Annotated in this window: 18 protein-coding genes; 11 read left to right on the forward strand and 7 right to left on the reverse strand. The window is 68.1% G+C overall.

All coding sequences use genetic code 11. The annotated features are described in order from the left end of the window. The first annotated feature begins 39 nt into the window (after positions 1 to 39). On the forward strand, positions 40 to 1,161 hold the full coding sequence (locus tag ACZK33_RS20810) for a glycosyltransferase family 4 protein (RefSeq protein WP_423174149.1): 1,122 nt from the start codon (positions 40 to 42) through the stop codon (positions 1,159 to 1,161). A gap of 18 nt (positions 1,162 to 1,179) precedes the next feature. Here the strand turns inward: ACZK33_RS20810 and ACZK33_RS20815 are convergent, their stop codons facing one another. From ACZK33_RS20815 to def, 4 genes are all read right to left on the reverse strand, one after another. Continuing rightward, positions 1,180 to 2,901: an ArnT family glycosyltransferase gene (locus tag ACZK33_RS20815; protein ID WP_423174150.1), complete on the reverse strand. Its 1,722-nt coding sequence runs from the start codon at positions 2,899 to 2,901 to the stop codon at positions 1,180 to 1,182. Between the two features lie 23 nt (positions 2,902 to 2,924). Next, positions 2,925 to 4,256, reverse strand: coding sequence for a 16S rRNA (cytosine(967)-C(5))-methyltransferase RsmB (gene rsmB / locus ACZK33_RS20820; protein WP_423174151.1), 1,332 nt, complete (start codon positions 4,254 to 4,256; stop codon positions 2,925 to 2,927). Between the two features lie 3 nt (positions 4,257 to 4,259). Further along, positions 4,260 to 5,183, reverse strand: a complete 924-nt coding sequence (gene fmt, locus ACZK33_RS20825; protein WP_032128555.1) for a methionyl-tRNA formyltransferase — start codon at positions 5,181 to 5,183, stop codon at positions 4,260 to 4,262. 120 nt (positions 5,184 to 5,303) lie between these two features. Beyond that, positions 5,304 to 5,816: a peptide deformylase gene (def, locus tag ACZK33_RS20830; RefSeq protein WP_008267110.1), complete on the reverse strand. Its 513-nt coding sequence runs from the start codon at positions 5,814 to 5,816 to the stop codon at positions 5,304 to 5,306. 126 nt (positions 5,817 to 5,942) lie between these two features. Between def and ACZK33_RS20835 the strand changes: the two genes are divergently transcribed. The 9 genes from ACZK33_RS20835 to ACZK33_RS20875 all read left to right on the forward strand — a co-directional run bounded on the left by ACZK33_RS20835 (position 5,943) and on the right by ACZK33_RS20875 (position 15,552). Continuing rightward, positions 5,943 to 7,076, forward strand: coding sequence for a LysM peptidoglycan-binding domain-containing protein (locus ACZK33_RS20835; RefSeq protein WP_032128553.1), 1,134 nt, complete (start codon positions 5,943 to 5,945; stop codon positions 7,074 to 7,076). Positions 7,077 to 7,206: 130 nt separating this feature from the next. Beyond that, positions 7,207 to 8,334: a DNA-processing protein DprA gene (dprA, locus tag ACZK33_RS20840; protein ID WP_423174152.1), complete on the forward strand. Its 1,128-nt coding sequence runs from the start codon at positions 7,207 to 7,209 to the stop codon at positions 8,332 to 8,334. 43 nt (positions 8,335 to 8,377) lie between these two features. Continuing rightward, positions 8,378 to 8,851, forward strand: a complete 474-nt coding sequence (locus tag ACZK33_RS20845; protein WP_005411195.1) for a DUF494 family protein — start codon at positions 8,378 to 8,380, stop codon at positions 8,849 to 8,851. A gap of 39 nt (positions 8,852 to 8,890) precedes the next feature. After that, complete coding sequence (locus ACZK33_RS20850) at positions 8,891 to 9,649, forward strand: pilin (RefSeq protein ID WP_049423390.1); 759 nt, start codon at positions 8,891 to 8,893, stop codon at positions 9,647 to 9,649. Between the two features lie 49 nt (positions 9,650 to 9,698). Beyond that, complete coding sequence (locus tag ACZK33_RS20855; protein WP_049461963.1) at positions 9,699 to 10,631, forward strand: RDD family protein; 933 nt, start codon at positions 9,699 to 9,701, stop codon at positions 10,629 to 10,631. 193 nt (positions 10,632 to 10,824) lie between these two features. After that, positions 10,825 to 13,311, forward strand: coding sequence for a DNA topoisomerase I (locus ACZK33_RS20860; RefSeq protein WP_423174153.1), 2,487 nt, complete (start codon positions 10,825 to 10,827; stop codon positions 13,309 to 13,311). A 147-nt stretch (positions 13,312 to 13,458) separates the two neighbouring features. Further along, positions 13,459 to 14,049, forward strand: coding sequence for an L-threonylcarbamoyladenylate synthase type 1 TsaC (tsaC, locus tag ACZK33_RS20865; RefSeq protein WP_019338925.1), 591 nt, complete (start codon positions 13,459 to 13,461; stop codon positions 14,047 to 14,049). Between the two features lie 43 nt (positions 14,050 to 14,092). Then, the gene (locus tag ACZK33_RS20870; RefSeq protein WP_049401000.1) at positions 14,093 to 14,770 is read left to right on the forward strand and encodes a DUF4124 domain-containing protein; all 678 of its coding nucleotides are present in this window, start codon (positions 14,093 to 14,095) and stop codon (positions 14,768 to 14,770) included. A gap of 35 nt (positions 14,771 to 14,805) precedes the next feature. Then, entirely contained in the window at positions 14,806 to 15,552 is a 747-nt protein-coding gene (locus ACZK33_RS20875; RefSeq protein ID WP_253143471.1) for a hypothetical protein, read from the forward strand. Between the two features lie 94 nt (positions 15,553 to 15,646). On the opposite strand, the gene ACZK33_RS20880 is transcribed toward ACZK33_RS20875, so the two are convergent. Further along, on the reverse strand, positions 15,647 to 16,423 hold the full coding sequence (locus ACZK33_RS20880; protein WP_010481164.1) for an SDR family oxidoreductase: 777 nt from the start codon (positions 16,421 to 16,423) through the stop codon (positions 15,647 to 15,649). 111 nt (positions 16,424 to 16,534) lie between these two features. Here ACZK33_RS20880 and ACZK33_RS20885 point away from each other — a divergent pair, with 111 nt between their 5' ends. Then, entirely contained in the window at positions 16,535 to 16,747 is a 213-nt protein-coding gene (locus ACZK33_RS20885; RefSeq protein ID WP_049400999.1) for a hypothetical protein, read from the forward strand. Positions 16,748 to 16,820: 73 nt separating this feature from the next. Here the strand turns inward: ACZK33_RS20885 and sppA are convergent, their stop codons facing one another. Both sppA and ACZK33_RS20895 read right to left on the reverse strand, forming a co-directional pair. Then, positions 16,821 to 18,743, reverse strand: coding sequence for a signal peptide peptidase SppA (gene sppA / locus ACZK33_RS20890; protein WP_132810849.1), 1,923 nt, complete (start codon positions 18,741 to 18,743; stop codon positions 16,821 to 16,823). Between the two features lie 115 nt (positions 18,744 to 18,858). After that, positions 18,859 to 20,223, reverse strand: a complete 1,365-nt coding sequence (locus ACZK33_RS20895; protein ID WP_032129679.1) for an MATE family efflux transporter — start codon at positions 20,221 to 20,223, stop codon at positions 18,859 to 18,861. Between the last annotated feature and the right edge of the window lie 230 nt (positions 20,224 to 20,453).

The raw sequence follows: 20,453 nt of genomic DNA on the forward strand, positions 1-20,453 counted from the left end.
GCTGTGTCACACTGCGCGGGCGTTGCCTGAAGACCCCCCATGAAAATCCTGTACACCAACTTCCACTACGGCGACGGTGGCGGCCACACCACGTACATCGTCTCGCTGGCGCGTGCGCTGCACGGCCAGCACACGCTCCACGTCGCCGCGCCGGCCGACAGCCGCCTGCTGAGGACCATGGCCGATGAAGGCATTGCCCGCACACTGCCGATTGCGTTCGGCAGCGGCCTGCCAACGCTGCCCCGGCAGCTGGCCGAACAGCGCGCGCTGCGCAGGCTGGTCCACGATGAAGGCATCGACCTGATCCATGTCAACGGTGCACGCGACCACCGCTTCGTGATGCAGGGGCTGCTGGGCATGCGCCGCCCGCCGATCGTGCTGACCAAGCACAACAGCAAACCCACCAATACCTTTGGCAATGCGCTGCGCGCACGCTGGGCCACCGATCGGCTGATTGCGGTCTCGGCCGACACCAAGCGCCTGCTGGAACAGGGCCCGTACCGTCGCTGCCCGATCGACGTGGTCCGCAATGGCGTTGACCTGGAGCGCTACTCACCGCAGCCGGCCGGCACCGGCAGCGCGCTGCGCCAGCAGTGGACGCAGGATCCACAGGCGCTGGTGCTGGTCAGCAACGCCGGCACCGACGATTACAAGGGCTGGATCGACCTGGCCCGGGCCATCGCACGGCTGCCCGATGCGGTGCGTCCGCATGTGCACATGGCCGTGGCCGGCCACCTGCCCAGCGCGCAGCAGCGCGAACAGGTGCAGGCGCTGGGCAAGGTGGCCGCGCAGGTGCACTTCACCGGCCTGCTGGCCGATACCCGTGTCCTGATCGCGGCTGGCGATGCTGGCTTCGTACTGTCCCATGACGTCGAGACGATCTCCTTCGCCTGCCGCGAGATGATGGCCAGCGCCAAGCCGATGCTGGTCAGCGACTACGCAGGCCTGCCGGAGAACATCGAACAAGGCGTCGATGGCTGGGTGGTTGCCACACGCGACATCGACGCCATCGCCGCCCAGGTACAGGCGCTGTACGCACAGCGCGATGCGCTGCCGGAACAGGGCCGCGCAGCACGCCGCCATGCACAGCGGGAGTTCGGCCTGCAGACATTCGCCGACGCCACGCTGGCCAGCTACCACGCCGCCCTGGCCAGCACCTGAGCCACGCTCCCCGAACGCTCAATCGGTGATGCCGGGCCCCTGCAGGCGGCGCTCGTGCTCGAGTTCCGCCGCTGACGGCCGGCAGTCGCCGGCGACCGCATCGGCAGGCACCAGCCACCAGCGGCGACGATTGGAAATGCCCGCCATCTCGGCCCGCGCACGATCGATGCAGGCCTGCATCGCATCCTCGTTCACCAGCAGCCAGCGTTGCTGCGGAACCAGCCGCTGCCAGCGCACGGCCGCCTGCAGCTGTTGATGCCAACGTGCTTCGAATCCAAAGGTGGCCGCCGGGCGATCGGCCATCAGCAGGTTCTGCTCTTTCCATGCCACCAGTCCCAGCTCGGCCTGCGGGCCGATGCGTGCACTCACTTCACGCATCAGGCCACGGGCCGAGCTGGAGTCGTTCAACACCGGATAACCGACCAGGCTGTACAGCACCCAGACTCCTGCCAGGGTAGAGACCAGGGCAACGTGCCGACGCTGGCGCCCGCACACCCACAGGCTCAAGGCCGACCAGACCGCCATCGCCAGCGCCGCCCAGGCCAGCGCATCGGTGGCACCGGGAAGCAACCCGCGGCCATGGGTAAGGCGCACTTCGAAATCCGGATCACCCAGCAGCGCCAGCGCACCCACCAGCCCCAGCGCCAGTGCCAGCAACGCGGTGAATGCGCCCAGCACGCGCTGCACATCGCGTCGCCTCAGCAGCCCGGGCAGCAACGGCGCCAACGCCAGGCAGAACATCGGCAATGCCGGCAGGATGTAGACGTCGCGCTTGCCGTGCGGAAGGGAGAAGAACAGCACGACCAGCAGCCACCAGGCCAACGGCAGCAGGTAGCGTGCATCGCGCCGGCGCAGCCGCCGGAACCAGGCCGGAAGCGCCCAGGGCAGCAGCAGGAACGCGGGAATCCACATCGACGGCATGATCGCCAGGAAGTACCACCACGGCTGGTGATGGTCCCAGGACTGCGTATAGCGCCGCGCGGTCTGCCGGAACAGGATGTCATCCATGTAGGCGCGGTACGGCTCCGAACCGGTGGCGAAGCCTGCCAGCAGCATCGGCGCCAGCCACAACGACACCGCCAGCAGGAAGGCCAGCGGTGCCAGCCAGAAACGCAGGTCGCGCACGTGCAGGCGTACCCGCGGACAGTGCAGCACGGATGCGACTGCCGCCGGTGCGATCATCATCAGCGCCAGCACGCCTACGCCCTTGGTGATCACACCGATGCCGGCAAAGAACCAGCCCAGCCACCACCAGCGCCAGGCCGGACCCAGCAGCAGATGGCGCAGCAGGCCGTAGTTGGCCAGGGTGATGAACAGCACCACCAGCGGATCGATCTGCGCCTTCTTCGCCTGGAAGGTGAAGTGCAGCGCGAACAGCAGTGCCCAGCCCGCGTACAGCCCCACCTGCCGCGTCCACAGGCGGCGGCCGAGATCGACCACGCACCACAGCGTGCCCAGCGCGGCCAGCAGCGAGGGCAGCAGGAACGCCACCCGCCAGTGGCCGACCAGGCTGTACATCGCCGCCTGCAACCACATCAGCATCGGCGGCTTGTCCGAATACAGCTCGGGGCCGCGATGCGGGAACAACCAGTAGCCACTGTCGACCATCTGCTTGGCCACCAGCGCGAAACGTGGCTCGTCCGAGGGCCACGGATCACGGAGGCCCAGGCCGGCCCCCAGCACCAGCAGGGCCATCACCACCAACAACCACGTCTGGCGCGACGCGTGGGCTTTCAGCATGGGACTCGAAACGGCAGCGGGGGTCAGGCTGCTTTTAACAGACGCGCGTAGAAGAAACCGTCAGCATCGTTTTCACCCGGCAGCCGCTGGCGCGCCAGCCCTTCGCAATCCACGCCGAATGCATCGCCCAGCGGCTGCGCCACGGCATCCGGATGCCACTTCAGGAACGCGCGCACCTGATCGATGTTCTCGGCGCGCAGGATCGAACAGGTGGCATACAACAGAACGCCGCCCGGGCGCAGCATCGACCAGCAGGCTTCCAGCAGGCGCGCCTGCACGCCGACCAGTGCATCGATGTCTTCGGCGCGACGGTGGAACATCACATCCGGCTGGCGGCGGATCACGCCGGTCGCCGAGCACGGCGCATCAAGCAGGATCGCGTCGAACGGCACGCCATCCCACCAGGCGCCCGGATCACTGGCATCTGCCGCCAGGGTCTGCGCATGCTCGCCCACGCCGGTACGGGTGTAGGTATCGCGTGCACGGGCCAGGCGGCGCGCGTCGATATCCAGCGCCAGCAGGCGCAGGCTGGGGTCGCGCTCGAGCAGATGCGCCGACTTGCCGCCGGGTGCCGCACAAGCGTCCAGCACGCGGGCACCGGCCACCGGGGCCAGCGCATCGGCGGCACACTGCGCCGACAGGTCCTGCACCGAGATCGCGCCCTCGGCGAAGCCGGGCAGCTGATTCACGGCAACCGGAGAGGCCAGGCGCAACGCGTCGGCACTGAGCGGACTGGCTTCTGCGGCAATGCCGGCTTCGGCCAGCGCGGCCAGTGCCTTGTCACGACCGCCCTGCTGGCGGTTGGCGCGCAGCCACAGTGGCGCCGGTTGCAGGCTGGCGCTGAAGATCGCGTCGGCCTGTGCCGGCCAATCGCGTTCCACCGCATCGGCCAGCCATTCCGGGAAGGCATCGCGCGCTGGCTGCTCCGGGAAACCTTCGCGCTGCGCGCGGCGCAGGATCGCATTGACCAGGCCCGCCTGGCGCTCACGGCCCAGTGCACGCGCGGCATCGACGGTGGCCGACAGCGCCGCGTGCGCCGGCAGCTCCAGCACGTCCAGCTGGGCGAACCCGACCATCAGCAGCGTGCGCAGATCGGCATCACGCGCCGACAGCGGCTTCTGCATCCACGACTGCAGCGCCGCGTCATAGGTGCTGCGGCGGCGCAGGACGGCGAAACACAGGGCTTCCAGCAGCGCGCGGTCGCGGCTGTCGGCCAGCTTCGGCAGCGCCCAGGCCAGTTCGGCCTTCAGCGAACGGCCACGGGTGAACACCTGTGCCAGCACACGTGCGGCCAGCATGCGCGTGGCCGCGCCCGGCGCCGCCTTGGCGACGGAGAAATCGTTCTGCTTCGACACCGCTTATGCCCCCACGCGCAGATCGCGGCGGGCGTTGAGGTAGTCGGCCGCAGTAATCGCCTTGCCACCTTCCCGCTGCAGCACACGCAGGCGCAGGGCGCCCTGGCCACAGGCGATGTCGATGCCATCGCGGCTGGCCGCCAGCACCGTGCCCGGCGCCTGGCCGTGGGCCTCATCCAGCGCCACCGCGCCATGGATGCGCACCCGCTCGCCAGCCAGCGTCGCCTCGGCGATCGGCCACGGATTGAAGGCGCGCACGGTGCGTGCCAGCGCCCCTGCATCCAGCGCCCAGTCCAGACGGGCCTCGGCCTTGTCCAGCTTGTGCGCGTAGGTCACGCCCTGCTCCGGCTGCGGCCGCGCGATCGGCTTGATGCCGGCCCGCAGCAGGCCCAGGCCGTCGGACAGCACCTGCGCGCCCAGTTCCGCCAGCTTGTCATGCAGCTGGCCACCGGTATCGGTGGCCGCGATCGGCAGCTCCTGGTGCAGCAGCACCGGGCCGGTATCCAGGCCGGCCTCCATCTGCATCAGGCAGACGCCGGTCTTCGCATCGCCGGCCTGGATCGCGCGCTGGATCGGCGCGGCACCGCGCCAGCGCGGCAGCAGCGAGGCATGCACGTTCCAGCAACCGTGGGTCGGAATGGCCAGCACCGCCTTGGGCAGGATAAGGCCATAGGCCACCACCACCATCAGGTCCGGCTGCAGGTCGCGCAGCTGCTGCTGGGCGGCTTCATCCTTCAGCGATTCGGGCTGGTAGACCGGAATGCCACGGGCCACGGCTTCAAGCTTGACCGGCGACGGCGCCAGGCCACGGCCACGGCCGGCCGGACGATCAGGCTGGGTGTAGACGGCCACGACCTCATGGTGGCGCGCAGCCGCGCGCAGCGACGACACCGCGAATTCCGGCGTACCGGCAAAGACAATCCTCATGGCTACCCCACTTGCAGGATGGATTCGTGCAGGAAAGAAAACGGCGCCGTCGGCCGGCGCCGTACAGCCCGCGCGCGTCGCGCAGGCACGGGCCACCCGAAGGGCGGCCCGGATTGGCGATCACGCCACGTGCTTGCGCTGCTTGGCCAGCTTCTTGCGCACCATCTCGCGCTTGAGCGGCGACAGATAGTCGATGAACAGCTTGCCGTCCAGGTGATCCATCTCGTGCTGGATGCAGGTGGCCAGCACTTCGCCGGCTTCCAGCTGCTGTTCCTGGCCGTTGCGGTCCAGGTACTTCACGGTGATGGTATCGGCGCGGGTCACGTCGGCGAAGATGCCCGGAACCGACAGGCAGCCCTCCTGGTACACCCGGCCTCCGTCCTTGGCGACGATTTCCGGGTTGATGAACACATGCGGTTCATTCTTTTCTTCGCTGACGTCGATGACCATGAAGCGCTTGTGCACGTCCACCTGGGTGGCGGCCAGGCCGATGCCCGGGGCGTCGTACATGGTCAGGAACATGTTGTCGATCAGTTCCTGGAAGGCCGGCGTGGTGACTTCGGCGGCTTCGATCAACGCAGCCTTGGTACGCAGGCGCGGATCGGGGAACTCGAGAATGGGGAGAAGGGCCATGGCTGTTTCCGGATAGGGGGCCGGCACGCCGGCATACGTCGCAGATTCTAGCTCCAACGCTTGCCTTGCGCCCCGGTTTCTGGACTATAGTGCGCGGACCTGTTGGGGAATCAGGGCTTCACACCTATGTTGCTTCGTTTTCGTACGGTCGTCGCCGCGGCGATGCTGACCGTGGCTGCCTATGCTACCGCCGTGGAAGTGAATGGCGGGCACCCGGACACCTATGTGGTCCGAAAAGGGGATACGTTGTGGGATATCGCCGCACGTTTCCTGCAGAAGCCGTGGCTGTGGCCGGAGATCTGGCAGGCCAATCCGCAGATCGCCAATCCGCACCTGATCTATCCCGGTGACGTGCTCAGCCTGGCCTATCTGGACCGGGTAACCGTCGCTGCCAAGCCCGGCCCGCGCCAGGAAGCCCCGATCGATGCCATTCCGCTGGCCCAGGTCGAGCCGTTCCTGAAGCAGCTGAGCGTGGTCGACAGCATCGAGCAGCTACCCTACGTGGCCGGCCTGGAAGAAGAACGCCTGCGCGTCACCAGCGGCAGTGCGGTCTACGTGCGCCTGGCCGACGCCCAGCTGGGCCAGCGCTGGGCCGTGGTCCGCCCGACCGTGCGCTACGCCCAGCCCAAGCCGACCGAGGACCTGACCGCCAACGGCGACGTCACCCCCGGCAGCGGCAACCTGTGGCGGGCCTACAACGCCCCCAACCACCGCCGCGGCATACTCGGCTATGAGCTGGCCCAGGTCGCCACCGGCACCATCACCCATGTCGCCGGCGGCAAGGTCGAGGCGTCCACCCTGGTGCTGGACAAGAACGAAGGCGGCCGCGAGGTGCGTGCCGGCGACCGCCTGGTCCCGGTCGAGGCCAAGCCGTACGACCTGCAGTTCGTCCCCCATGTCCCGGCCGCCGGTGTCGAGGGCGTCGATGTGCGCGTGCTGGCCGTCACCGACATGTTCACCGCCGCTGGCCCGCGCGATGTGATCGCGATTTCCGCAGGTCGCGCCCAGGGCGTGGACAACGGCACCGTGTTCTCGCTGTGGCGCCCGGGCCGCCACGTGGCGCACCGCATGAAGTACCCCACCTCGTCGCGCATGGACGATTCGCTCAGCACCGGCGCCGGCCGGGTTTCGCTGCCGGACGAATACGCCGCGCACGCCATGGTGTTCCGTACCTTCGACAACGTCAGCTACGCGCTGGTGATGCAGGGCGTGAAGCCGGTACGTGTGGGGTTCAACGCACTGCACCCGGACGCGAAGTAACCAGTCCCGGGGTGCCCGGCCACTGCAGGTAGTGCCGGCCGCTGGCCGGCAGGCACCTCCGGCAAAACCTGACAGCCACATGCGAAGGCGCCCTAGGGCGCCTTTGTTGTATGCGCTCGATAGTGGGGGGATGACCAACCAAGCTGACGAGGCGCTGCTGCGCCTGTTGATGGCAGGCGGCGCGCTGGCGCCACGGCGGGCCCTGCTGCAGGCCGCAGGCAGCGCGGAGATTGCGATCGCGCAGGGCGCCGCGAACTGGCGTGCGCACGGCTGCACGCCTGAGCAGTGCGCCGCGCTGGAACGCCCGGACACCCGGGCCTGGGCCGCGGCACGGCGCTGGCTGGAAGACGACAACCAGCACCTGCTGGCCTTCACCGATCCGGCATTCCCCCCGCCCCTGCTGGATGTCCCCAACCCACCCCTGGCGCTGTTCATCGCCGGCGACCCCAGCCTGGCCTGGCGCCCGTCGGTGGCGCTGGTCGGCAGCCGCTCGCCGACGCCGGGCGGACGCGCCCTGGCCGCCCGGTTTGCCGGCTGCTTCGTCGAAGCCGGGCTGGCGGTGACCAGCGGCCTGGCGGCAGGCATCGACGCGGCCGCCCACCAGGCCACGTTGGACGCCGGGGGCTGCACCGTGGCGGTGATCGGCACCGGCCCGGACCGGACCTACCCGGACAACCATGCCCGGCTGCAGGCCCGCATCGCCGCCGAAGGCGCGGTGCTCAGCGAGTACCTGCCGGGCACGCCGGCACGCCCCGGTCACTTTCCAGCCCGCAACCGCCTGGTGGCCGGGCTGGCGCTGGCGACGGTGGTGGTCGAGGCCGCCCAGCGCTCCGGCGCATTGATCACCGCACGCCTGGCCGCCGAGGCCGGCCGCGAGGTCTGTGCCCTGCCCGGTTCGGTACTCAACCCACGCGCCGCGGGCTGCCACCGGTTGATCCGCGAGGGTGCCGCACTGGTCGAGCGCCCGGAGGAGGTCCTTGGACTGCTGGCGCCCGCCCTTCGCCAGCAGCTGCCGGGCTTGCAATCACGGCTCGCCACCCCCACTGAACAGGCACCGCCGGCACTCCTGCCGGCGCGCTGGGCCGACGACCCTGACTACCAGAGCTTGTGGCGGGCCCTGGACCACAACCCAAGCGGTATGGATTCACTGATCACGCGCTGTGGATTGACGGCGCCCCAGGTGTCCTCCATGCTGCTGGCCATGGAACTGGCGGGAATCGTGGTGTGCGTACACGGCCGCTACTGTCGAACTCCCTAGTTTCTTCACCTCCACAGCGTCGCGCGACGCAGGCCGAGGGGCAATGAAAGAGAGCATCCTGGACGTACTGCTGTACCTGTTTGAACACTATTTCAGCGAAGATGCGGACCTGATCCGTGACCGCGATTCGCTCCAGAACGGCCTGATCCAGGCCGGTTTCAGCCCAACCGAGATCAACAAGGCATTCGACTGGCTCGATGCCCTGGCCGCGCAGCGGCCGAGCGTGGCCCAGGCACGGGTCGATGGCCCCGTGCGCGTCTACCACGGCCCCGAACTGGACAAGCTGGACGTGGAATGCCGTGGTTTCCTGCTGTACCTGGAACAGCACGGCATCCTCGACGCCGACCAGCGCGAGCTGGTGCTGGACCGGGCCATGGCCCTGGACCAGGACGAACTGGACCTGGACGACCTGAAGTGGGTCGTGCTGATGGTGCTGTTCAACCAGCCCGGCTCCGAGGCGGCGTACGCCTGGATGGAGACGCAGATGTTCATGGACGAGCCAGAACCCCTGCACTGACCGTACACTTGGGGGCATAGCGCATTCAGGAGCGTCCCCGTGAGCGAGTGGTTCCATGCAGAAGGCAACCGGCAGCAGGGTCCGCTGCCGGCGGAACAGTTGGTCGAGTTGTTCCGCAACAACCAGATCTCCCTGGACACTCTGGTCTGGCGCGACGGCCTGCCGCAATGGCAGCCGTTGCGCACCGTGGTCGACGAACTCGGCCTGATCGTGCCGGCGCTGGACGCTGCCGCACCGCCGGTGGAACCCGAGCCCGATCCGGAACCGGTGGCACCGCCTCCGCCGCAACCGCCGGTACTGCCGCCGTCCACGCCCTACACCACCAGTGCATCGGCCACCGCCCTGCCGGCGCCGAAGAAAAAGCTGTCCGGCTGCGCCCTGACCGCCATCATCGGCGGCGGCCTGCTGCTGGTGCTGGTCCCGATCGTGGCCATCCTGGCCGCCATCGCGCTGCCCGCCTACAACGACTACACCGTGCGCGCCAAGGTCGCCGGCGCAGTGACCGCGCTGCAGCCGTTGAAGGACCAGGTGCAGCATTTCGCCGATGACGAAGGCCGTTGCCCCGGTGCCAACGACGCCGGCTTCCCGGCCCCGGGTGACTTCGCCCATGCAGGGCTGTCGGCGGTGAACATCGGTCGCTTCAACAATGGCCACTGCGGCATCGAAGCCACCCTGGCGTTGCCCGGCAAGAGCCTCGATGGCGACCTGCTGTGGCTGGAATACGATCGCGACAGCGGCCGCTGGGAATGCAGTGGCGAAAGCAACGACAAGTACCTGCCGCCGACGTGCCGCGGCTGAACCACGCGCACGCCAGCACCTCCAAGGATGATTCAACAGGGAACATGCAATGACTGAGTGGTACTACGCCGAAGGACAGCAACGCCAGGGCCCGCTGCCGGTCCAGGAGATCCGCCAGCGCTTCCAGCGCGGCCAGCTGAACCTGGACACCCTGGTCTGGCGCGAGGGCATGGCGCAGTGGGCTGCGCTGCGCCAGGTGGTCGACGAACTGGGACTGCAGACACTGGCCGACGCCAGCACGGCCACCGGCAGTGGCGGCTTCGACCTGCGTGGCGACTATGCCGCCATCGACAACGGTACGGCGCCACTGCCTGGCACCGGCGCCCTCAGCAGTTCGCCCTACAGCGCCCCTGCGGCGCTCGGCGGCGGCGGCCATGCCCAGCCGGTGATGGGCGGCGAAGTGGTCTACGCGGGCTTCTGGAAGCGCGTGGCGGCCTACATGATCGACTACTTCGTGCTGGCCATCCCCGGCGGCATCATCGGCGCCATCCTCGGTGTGGCGCTTGGTGCCAGCATGGGTGCGGTGGGCAGCGGCGAATCGGCCATCGAAATCGTGGCCCAGCTGGCCAGTGCCCTGATCAACCTGGCCATCGGCATGGCGTACTACACCTGGTTCCATGCCTCGCAGGGCGGTGCCACGCTGGGCAAGATGGCGGTCGGCATCAAGGTCGTGCGCAGCAATGGCGAGCGCCTGACCAAGGCCCGCGCATTTGGTCGCTACTGGGCCGCGGTGCTCAGCACCTTCACCCTCGGCATCGGTTTCCTGATGGCCGCCTTCACCGAGCGCAAGCAGGGCCTGCACGACATGATCTGCGACACCCTGGTGGTCGACCGCTGGGCCTACACCGACCAGCCGCAGCTGCAGCGCCGGGAGCTGGGCACGGTGACCGTGCTGGTGCTCGTACTGACCGGCCTGCTGTCGCTGGTGGGCCTGGCGCTCATGGTGTTCGCGGTTGGCTTCATCGCCAAGATGGCCTCATGAACGGCCATCCTCACGCCTGGCTGCTTGACATGGGCTGGCCGGGCGTGATTCCTCTAATAAGGTGAAACCTGAACGCCCGGCACATTACCGGGCGTTCAGTTTATGGATTTGCCCGTGGCCGCTTCACTAATGCGGCCGTTTGCTCCACCCTAGCGGCCCCTCTCCCCCGGTCCGCCCACAGACCTTTCCTGACATGCCCAAGCACCTGCTCATCGTCGAATCGCCGGCCAAGGCCAAGACGATCAACAAATACCTCGGCAAGGACTACACGGTCCTGGCCTCGTATGGGCACGTGCGCGACCTGATCCCGAAGGAAGGCGCAGTCGACCCTGACAACGGGTTCGCCATGCACTACGACGTGATCGACAAGAACGAAAAGCATGTCGATGCGATCGCCAAGGCCGCCAAGGGCGCCGACGACATCCTGCTGGCGACCGACCCGGATCGCGAGGGTGAAGCGATCAGCTGGCACATCGCCGAGATCCTGAAGGAACGCGGGCTGGTCAAGGACAAGCCGATGCAGCGCGTGGTGTTCACCGAGATCACCCCGCGCGCCATCAAGGAAGCGATCAGCCAGCCGCGCGCGATCGCCAGCGACCTGGTCGACGCCCAGCAGGCGCGCCGCGCGCTGGATTACCTGGTCGGTTTCAACCTGTCGCCGGTGCTGTGGCGCAAGGTCCAGCGCGGCCTGTCCGCCGGCCGCGTGCAGAGCCCGGCGCTGCGCATGATCGTCGAGCGCGAGGAAGAGATCGAAGCCTTCATCGCCCGCGAATACTGGTCGATCGCCGCCGAGTGCGCGCACCCGTCGCAGCACTTCAACGCCAAGCTGATCAAGCTGGACGGGCAGAAGTTCGAACAGTTCACCATCACCGACGGCGACACCGCCGAGGCGGCCCGCCTGCGCATCCAGCAGGCCGCGCAGGGCTCGCTGCATGTCACCGATGTGGCCAGCAAGGAGCGCAAGCGCCGCCCGGCGCCGCCGTTCACCACCTCCACCCTGCAGCAGGAAGCCTCGCGCAAGCTCGGCTTCACCACCCGCAAGACCATGCAGGTGGCGCAGAAGCTGTATGAAGGCGTGGCGATCGGTGACGAAGGCACCGTCGGCCTGATCTCGTACATGCGTACCGACTCGGTGAACCTGTCGCAGGACGCGCTGGCCGAGATCCGCGACGTGATCGCCCGCGACTACGGCATCGCCTCGCTGCCGGACCAGCCGAACACCTACCAGACCAAGTCGAAGAACGCCCAGGAAGCGCACGAAGCGGTGCGCCCGACCTCGGCGCTGCGCACGCCTGCGCAGGTGGCGCGCTACCTGACCGATGACGAGCGCAAGCTGTACGAGCTGATCTGGAAGCGTGCGGTGGCCTGCCAGATGATTCCGGCCACCCTCAACACCGTCAGCGTCGATCTGTCCGCCGGCAGCGAACACGTGTTCCGCGCCAGCGGCACCACCGTGGTGGTGCCCGGCTTCCTGGCCGTGTACGAAGAAGGCAAGGACAACAAGAGCGCCGAAGACGAGGACGAAGGCCGCAAGCTGCCGGCGATGAAGCCCGGCGACCGCGTGCCGCTGGAACGCATCCAGGCCGAACAGCATTTCACCCAGCCGCCGCCGCGCTACACCGAAGCGGCGCTGGTGAAGGCGCTGGAAGAGTACGGCATCGGCCGTCCCTCGACCTACGCCTCGATCATCCAGACCCTGCTGTTCCGCAAGTACGTGGAAATGGAAGGCCGCAGCTTCCGCCCATCCGATGTGGGCCGCGCGGTGTCCAAGTTCCTGTCCAGCCACTTCACCCGGTACGTGGACTACGACTTCACCGCCAAGCTGGAAGACGAGCTCGACGCCGTCTCGCGTGGCGAAGAAGAGTGGATCCCGCTGATGGCCCGCTTCTGGGAGCCGTTCAAGGAGCTGGTGGAAGACAAGAAGGAATCGGTCGACCGTGCCGAGGCCAGTGGCGCGCGCGAGCTCGGCACCGACCCGAAGACCGGCAAGCCGGTCAGCGTGCGCCTGGGCCGCTTCGGGCCCTATGCGGCCATCGGCAGCACCGCCGAGGACGCCGAGGAGAAGCCGAAGTTCGCCTCGCTGCGCCCCGGCCAGTCGATGCACACCATCTCCCTGGAAGACGCGCTGGAACTGTTCCTGATGCCGCGCACGCTGGGTGAGGACAAGGGCGAGCCGGTCAGCGTCGGCATCGGCCGTTTCGGCCCGTTCGCCAAGCGCGGCAGCACCTATGCCTCGCTGAAGAAGGAAGACGACCCGTACACCATCGACCTGGCCCGCGCCGTGTTCCTGATCGAAGAGAAGGAAGAGATCGCGCGCAACCGGATCATCAAGGAGTTCGAGGGCAGCGACATCCAGGTGCTGAACGGCCGTTTCGGCCCGTATATCAGCGACGGCAAGATGAACGGCAAGATCCCCAAGGATCGCGAACCGGCCTCGCTGACCCTGGCCGAAGTGCAGCAGCTGATGGAAGAAACCGGCAAGCCGGTGCGCAAGGGCTTCGGCGCCAAGAAGGCTGCCGCGAAGAAGGCCCCGGCAAAGAAGGCGGCGGTGAAGAAGGAAGCGGCGCCGAAGAAGGCCGCTGCGAAGAAAGCGCCTGCCAAGAAGGCCCCGGCAAAGAAAGCGGTGAAGAAGGCTGCTGCGAAGAAAGCCCCGGCGAAGAAGGCCGCTGCAAAGAAGTAGATCCACGCCATGCGTGGATGAGGGTCAAGGTGTGCGGACCAACGGTCCGCACCCACCATAAGCAGTCTGTACCTACCGCTGATGCCGGCCAGCGGCCGGCACTACCGGGTGCCAGGGTCCACCCCTTCTGCACGCGGCAGGGGGATAATGAAGGCCCACGCCGGGCCGGTCGCCGCCATGAAAGAACTCACCCTGGACTCTGCTGTCGCCACGCTCCGCGCGGGCGGCGTGATCGCCTACCCGACCGAAGCGGTCTGGGGCCTGGGCTGTGATCCCTCGCACGAAGCTGCGGTGCACATGGTGCTGCGGCTGAAGCAGCGCCCGATCGAGAAAGGCATGATCCTGGTCGCGGCCGAACTGGCGCAGCTGGAAGGCTGGGTGCGGCTGCAGGCGCTGCCCGACGCCCGCCAGCGCGCGGTGCTGGCCAGCTGGCCCGGTGCCAACACCTGGATCCTGCCTGCCGGCCCGCGCGCGCAGCCCTGGGTCACCGGCGAACACAGCGGTATCGCGGTGCGCATCAGCGCGCACCCGCTGGTGGCCGAACTCTGCCGCGCCTGGGGTGGCCCGCTGGTCTCCACCAGTGCCAACCTGGCCGGCGAACCACCAGCGCGCAGCCGCGAAGAACTGGACCCGCGCCTGCTGCGCCTGCTCGACGGCATCCTCGATGGGCAGACCGGCGGCCTGGCCCAGCCCACCCCGATCCGCGACGCGCTCAGCGGCAACGTGCTGCGCTCCTGAGCCGGCGATTGCGCTGCTGCGGACAATCACGCACCCTGCCGCCATGACCCTGCTGCGCGCCACCTTGAGCCTGTGCCTGCTGCTGCCGTGGACGGCACCCGCGGCCGAGGACGTGCGTGTCTACCGCTGCGTTGCCAGCAACGGTGCCGTCGCCCTGCAGGACAGGCCGTGCAACAGCGGCCGCCAGCAGGTGCGCGACCTGCAGCGCCCGCGCGATCCCGCTCCACGGGTGGTGCGCAGTGATGCCACGCCTCCGCCGCCCAGCGAAACCCCGGTCATCCGCGAGCGCGAAGTCCGCCACGTCTACATCCAGCCGCCGCAGCCGATGTACGAGTGCGTGAGCGAGGACGGACGGCGCTATACCAGCGACAACAACGAAGGCAATCCACGCTGGGTGCCGCTGTGGACCAGTGTCTGGCTGCCGCACGGCCATCGTGGTCCAGCCTATCCCGGACCACGCCCGGCCATCGGCACGCCGATCGGCGAAGGCACGGGTTATCGCCGCCCCTCGATCGGCATGGACGTGCAGGTGCCGGCCGGCAGCGTGCTGGTCCGCGACAGCTGCCATGCGTTGCCACCACAGGAAGTCTGCGCACGGCTGAGTGACCGCCGCTGGGAGCTGGATCGCCGTTACAACAGCGCGCTGCAGAGTGAACGCACCGCCATCAGCAACGAACAGCGCGGTATCGATGCGCGCCTGTCGCGCGATTGCGAACGCTGAGCGCAGCACGCCGTCGCAGCCTGTACGCTGTGCGCATGAACCGAGTGATCTGGCTGCTCCTGGTGCTGCTGCCCGGAAGCGCGTTGGCCGAAGAGGGCGTGATCTACCGCTGTACCTCCAGCAGCAGTGACGTCCCTACCCTGCAGCGCACGCCGTGCGCCACCGGCAGCAAGCAGCAGGTGCTGCGCATCCCCGACCCGGCCAACTCGCAGGCGGCCGCCGCTGCGCCTGTAGCCGCCGAACCTGCATCCGCGCCCGTTGAAACACCCGCGCCGGTGCCGGCCGGACCGGCTGTTGCCCCTGCGGCCCCAGCAAAACCACGACGCGCGGACGAAGGACGCACGATCATGGAAGCAGGCATGGTCGAACACGCAGGAGACGACCAGATCCTCGACAGCGCGACGCTGCGCCGCGATGCCGAGGCCCGCGCCGCGGCAGGTGACGGCCCACCGAAGCCGCCGCTTCCTCCGATCTTCCAGTGCACCGACAGCCAGGGCGGCGGCTACCTGTACGAGTACGAAGCCGCGCCCGGCCGCTGCGAGCTGATGACGGTACAGGGCCTTGGCGGAGTGACGCCGGTGAATGCCGCCAGCTGTGAAGTGGTGCGCGACCACTGCGAAGCGCTTCCCGAAGCGCAGCGCTGCGGTGGTTGGCAGCAGCGCTTCCGCGATGCCCGCGGCCGTGAGCGCTTCGCCGCGCCGGAGAACCGCGATACCGCGCGCGGTGAACGCGAGCGGCTGCAGGGTGTGCTGGAGGCCAGCAACTGCCCGGTACCGGGGTAACGGCCACCCGGTAGTGCCGGCCGCTGGCCGGCAACCACAGGATCTTCAGATGAGTGCAGTTGCCGGCCAGCGGCCAGCACTACCTGCTGAAAGATCAGAACCCGTAGCGCAGGAAACCGCCGTCCACCGCGATGCACTCGCCGGTCACATAGCTGGCCGCCGGCAGGCACAGGAAGCCCACGGCTGCGGCCACTTCCTCCGGCTCGCCGATACGACGCATCGGCGTGCGGTTGATCACTTCCTCGTAGTAGTCCGGGTCCGCCAACGGACCGGACGTGCGCCGCGTGCGGATGTACCACGGCGCCACCGCGTTGACCCGGATGCCATCCTCGGCCCACTCGACGGCCAGGTTGCGGGTCATCTGATGCATCGCCGCCTTGGTCATGCCGTAGACCACGCCGCTGCGCACATGGGTCAGGCCGGACACGCTGCCAACGTTGACGATGGATGACGACGCGTGGCGTGCCAGCAACGGATGTGCATAGCGCGACAGCTCGAAGGCCGAGAACAGGTTGGTCTCGAAGATCTTCCGCCATTCGTCCTCGGAATACTCCGTGGCCGCCTTGGTGACATTGCCGCCGGCGTTGTTGACCAGGATGTGCAGGCCATCACTATGATCCTCCACCCAGTCCAGGATCTGGCGGCGGTCCTCGTCGTCTGAGACATCGGCGGCCAGCGCATGTACCTGCATCTGCGGATACACGTCCAGCAGTTCGTCGCGCGCGGTCTCCAGCATGTCGATATCACGGCCGACGATCATCAGATCGGCGCCGAAGCCAGCCAGTTCATGCGCGATGGCCAGGCCGATGCCGGCGCTGGCGCCGGTGATCAGGGCGGTCTGGCCGTCCAGGCGCCACCGTTGCTGGGTCATGTGTTCTCCCGGGCTGCGCCCGCTGTGTTTCGATGCGGCAAGGATACGCGCTCACGGCCGCCCCCTGCCGAGGATGCGACACTGCCCGCACGCCCATCACGGAGTGCCACCATGCGCATCCTGATCCTGTCCACGTCCCTGCTGGCCACCGCGCTGCTGGCGGGCTGCCAGCGCCCACCGGCGCCGAACCCGGAAAAGCCACCGGTGCCCCGGGCGATGTCGCGCGCAATCAACGAACCGCTGGACCGCGCCAAGGGCGTGCAGAAGACCGTGGACGATGCCGCCGCGCGTGAGCGCAAGGCCGAGGCCGACGCGACGCAGTAACCCCGCAGACGAAAACGCCCGGCCGAGGCCGGGCGCTTCCAGTAGATCCACGCCGTGCGTGGATGGCTTCCGATCAGAACCCGCAGAAGCAGTACGCCAGCGCCTTCACCGGCGTGCCGTTGCCCTTCTCGCGGGCCGCGTTCTCGACAAAGCGCAGCTGCGTATCCACTTCGGGCATCGTGCGCGACAGCACCATCCGCGCCATGCCCGAGTCGGACAGCATCCAGGCACCTGCACGGCTGCCGGCGAAACCGCTGACGAACTGCGCAAACGGCGTTGCCGCCTTCTCGATGTAACGCACGCGGTAGGCGTCAGCCTTGCCCAGCTTGGCGCGGCTGGCGGCATCGGCCACCGCATCCTTCAGGCCACCGAAGGCATCGACCAGGCCACGTTCCTTGGCCTGCGCACCGCTCCACACGCGTCCACGGGCCACTTCGTCGACGGCCTCGACCGGCTTCTTGCGGGCGTCGGCGACGCGGCCGGTGAAGTCGGCGTAACCCTTGTTGATCACCGACTGGATGACCTGGCCCACGGCCGGATCCATCGGGCGGGTGACATCGAACGCACCGGCGAAACGGGTGGTGCCGACACCGTCGGTGTGCACGCCGATCTTGTCCAGCGCGCGGCTGAAGTTCGGCACCATGCCGAAGATGCCGATCGAACCGGTGATGGTCGACGGATCGGCATAGATGCGGTCGGCATTCATGCTGATCCAGTAGCCACCGGAGGCGGCCAGGTCGCCCATCGACACCACCACCGGCTTGCCGGCGGCCTGCAGGGCCACCACTTCGCGGCGGATCTGCTCGGAGGCGAACACTTCACCACCCGGCGAGTCCACGCGCAGCACCACGGCCTTCACGTTCTCGTCGTCACGCGCGGCACGCAGCAGCGCCGAGGTCGATTCGCCACCGATGCGGCCGGCCGGCAGGTCGCCACCGCTGATTTCGCCGGCAGCCACCACCACCGCCACCTGCGGACGGCTGTCGACCGGGTTGCGGCGCGCATCGAGCTGGCCCAGGTAGGAGCCGAAGTCGATGTTGCGGAAACCACCGTCGGCATCGTCGTCAGCCACGCCGCGCTCGATCATCAGATCCTCGAATTCCTCGCGGGTCTTCAGCGACGTCACCAGCTTCTGCTGCAGGGCGAACTTGGCCAGGTCACCACCGGCAGCGGCGATGCCTTCCGGCAGCGTGTCGATGCCGGCGGCCAGCTGTGCCGGATCCAGGCGGCGGGCCTTGGCGATGTCGCCCAGGTAGCGCTGCCACACGTCGTTCATCCAGAACAGGTCGGCTTCCTTGGAGGCCGGCGAAGCGGCGTCGAGCACGTAGGGTTCGGCGGCGGACTTGTACTCGCCCACCTTGAACAGGTGCACGTCCACACCCAGCTTGTCCTGCAGGCCGGTGCGGAAGTACTGGCGATAGCGGCCCAGGCCCTCGAGCACCACCGACCCCATCGGGTCCAGGTAGACCTCGTCGGCCTGTGCGGCCAGCAGGTACTGCGACTGGCCCATGCTCTCGCTGTAGGCCACCAGCTGCTTGCCGGACGCACGCAGGTCCTGCAGTGCCGCGGCCACTTCACGCAGCGAAGCGAAGCCCGACGGCTGCAGCTTGTCCAGCTCCAGCACCACGCGCTCGATCTTCTTGTCTTCCTTGGCCGACTCGATCACCCGCAGCAGGTCGCGCAGCTGGATCTCTTCGGCACCGTTGTCGCCCACCGCCTTGGCCAGCGCGCGGCTGACCGGGTCGGCGCTGAACTGCTCGACCAGGCGGCCTTCCGGCGCGATCACCAGGGTCGTGCGGTCCTGCAGCGATTTGCTGGCACCGGCGCCCATGCCGGCGGCGATGACGAACATCACCAGCAGCAGGAACAGCAGGCCGAAGAACACCAGGTTGAGGATCAACCGGCGGGTGAAGTTCATGACGTCCCACAGCCCGATGAAGAAACTGGCGACGGGGTTGCGACGCGCCGGGGGCAGCGGGGGCACGGGTTGATTCATGGAACGCTCCGGATGGCTTCTTGCCGTGGTGCCAGCATAGCCGGTGCCGTGTGATGCGGCATCGGACACAAGTCAGGGGATCGCCCGCCATGGGTCGGCAGGGCGGGCGGGACGATCAGGACAACATCGATTGGCCGATGCGCAGGCTGCTGCGACGCAGGCGCCAGCCCATCAGGATGGCGGCGGCGGTCAGGCCGACGATCAGGCCGATCCACATGCCCTGCGGGCCCATGCCCAGGCCCAGGCCAAGCCCGGCGCCGAGCGGCATGCCCAGGCCCCAGTACGCGAACATGGCGATGAACATCGGCACGCGGGTGTCCTTCAGCCCGCGCAGCGCGCCGGCCGACAGCACCTGGATGCCATCCGGGAACTGGAAGGTGGCCGCGTACAGCAGCAGGGTGGAGGCCAGGCCGGCCACCGCCAGGTCGTTGGTGTAGACACCGACGATGGCGTCATGGCCGAACAGCAGCACCGCTGCCGACAACGTCTGCGTACCCATGATGATCGCGTAGCCGGCCCAGGCCGCGCGCCGCACGCCGAAGCCATCGCCACGGCCGACCGCATGGCCGACGCGCACGGTGGTGGCCTCGGCCACGCCCATCGGGATCATGAAGCACAGCTGGGCGACGTTGATCGCGATCTGGTGCGCGGCCGCTTCATTGGCACCAAGGCGGCCGATCAGCAGCGCGGTGACGATGAACAGGCCGCCCTCCATCAGCACGGTGATGCCGATCGGCAGGCCGGTGCGCAGCAGGTCCCAGATCGCCTTCCAGCGCGGTCCTTCGAAATGCGAGAACAGCTGCAGGTGGGCAAAGCGCTTGGTGAACCACAGGTAGGTGGCGAAGGCGATCGCCTGCAGCCACATCATCACCGCCGAGGCGATGCCCAGGCCCTCGGCGCCCATTTCCGGGAAGCCGAGCTTGCCGTTGGCCAGCACGTAGCCCATCGGTGCCAGCACCAGCAGGCCACCGAAGCCGAGCAGCATGGTCGGCAGCGTCCAGTGCATGCCCTCGCTGAGATAGCGCATGCAGAAGTACAGGGTCAGCGCAGGTCCGCCCCAGCGCACCGCGTGCAGGAACGCGGTGGCCCCCGGCACGATGTCCGGTGCGATGCCGAACGCAGGCAGCAGCGGCGGCACCACGGTGAGGAAGGTGAACATGATCAGGCCCAGGCCCAGCGCCAGCCACAGTGCCTGGCGGAACAGCGGGCCGATCTCGCGCTCGCGGCCGGCGCCATGCAGCTGCGACACCGAGGCGGTGAGCGAGATCAGGGTGCCGATCGGGATCAGCATCGGCAGCCACAGCAGGGCGGTGCCGATGGTCACCGCGGCCAGGGTCGCCGTGGCGTGGTGGCCGGCAATGACGTTGTCGACGAAGGAGATCAGACCGGTGGACACATGCCCGAGCACAAGCGGCAGGGCGAGCAGACCGGTAGCGCCGACTTCCTTGCTGAAGCGCGGCGTGGAGGTTGCAGTAGACATAAGGTGCTTGACGCGAACTACGGTTGCGCGCGAAGGGCACAGGCACCGGGTTGCGGGCCGCCATCTTACGCGCGCAGCGCGCGCATTCCCATGACATGGCGTGAATGCTGGATTCCGGCAGGCCCCGGCATCACGCGTTGCGATCACGTTACGAACAGAAAAAGGGGACGGAGGGGATTAAGTCGTTTCAAGCCCGACTGTGCCTAATACGACTTAATCCCCTCCGTCCC

This window comes from Stenotrophomonas sp. 86156_Sma (assembly GCF_056481625.1).

Bases quoted from the DNA above. Each gene is read 5' to 3' on its own strand.
- ACZK33_RS20835 (WP_032128553.1), top strand. From the start codon at position 5,943: ATGTTGCTTCGTTTTCGTACGGTCGTCGCCGCGGCGATGCTGACCGTG.
- ACZK33_RS20860 (WP_423174153.1), top strand. From the start codon at position 10,825: ATGCCCAAGCACCTGCTCATCGTCGAATCGCCGGCCAAGGCCAAGACG.
- def (WP_008267110.1), bottom strand. From the start codon at position 5,816: ATGGCCCTTCTCCCCATTCTCGAGTTCCCCGATCCGCGCCTGCGTACC.
- ACZK33_RS20885 (WP_049400999.1), top strand. From the start codon at position 16,535: ATGCGCATCCTGATCCTGTCCACGTCCCTGCTGGCCACCGCGCTGCTG.
- tsaC (WP_019338925.1), top strand. From the start codon at position 13,459: ATGAAGGCCCACGCCGGGCCGGTCGCCGCCATGAAAGAACTCACCCTG.
- ACZK33_RS20870 (WP_049401000.1), top strand. From the start codon at position 14,093: ATGACCCTGCTGCGCGCCACCTTGAGCCTGTGCCTGCTGCTGCCGTGG.
- ACZK33_RS20855 (WP_049461963.1), top strand. From the start codon at position 9,699: ATGACTGAGTGGTACTACGCCGAAGGACAGCAACGCCAGGGCCCGCTG.
- sppA (WP_132810849.1), bottom strand. From the start codon at position 18,743: ATGAATCAACCCGTGCCCCCGCTGCCCCCGGCGCGTCGCAACCCCGTC.
- ACZK33_RS20875 (WP_253143471.1), top strand. From the start codon at position 14,806: ATGAACCGAGTGATCTGGCTGCTCCTGGTGCTGCTGCCCGGAAGCGCG.
- ACZK33_RS20895 (WP_032129679.1), bottom strand. From the start codon at position 20,223: ATGTCTACTGCAACCTCCACGCCGCGCTTCAGCAAGGAAGTCGGCGCT.
- dprA (WP_423174152.1), top strand. From the start codon at position 7,207: ATGACCAACCAAGCTGACGAGGCGCTGCTGCGCCTGTTGATGGCAGGC.
- ACZK33_RS20880 (WP_010481164.1), bottom strand. From the start codon at position 16,423: ATGACCCAGCAACGGTGGCGCCTGGACGGCCAGACCGCCCTGATCACC.
- fmt (WP_032128555.1), bottom strand. From the start codon at position 5,183: ATGAGGATTGTCTTTGCCGGTACGCCGGAATTCGCGGTGTCGTCGCTG.
- ACZK33_RS20810 (WP_423174149.1), top strand. From the start codon at position 40: ATGAAAATCCTGTACACCAACTTCCACTACGGCGACGGTGGCGGCCAC.
- ACZK33_RS20845 (WP_005411195.1), top strand. From the start codon at position 8,378: ATGAAAGAGAGCATCCTGGACGTACTGCTGTACCTGTTTGAACACTAT.
- ACZK33_RS20815 (WP_423174150.1), bottom strand. From the start codon at position 2,901: ATGCTGAAAGCCCACGCGTCGCGCCAGACGTGGTTGTTGGTGGTGATG.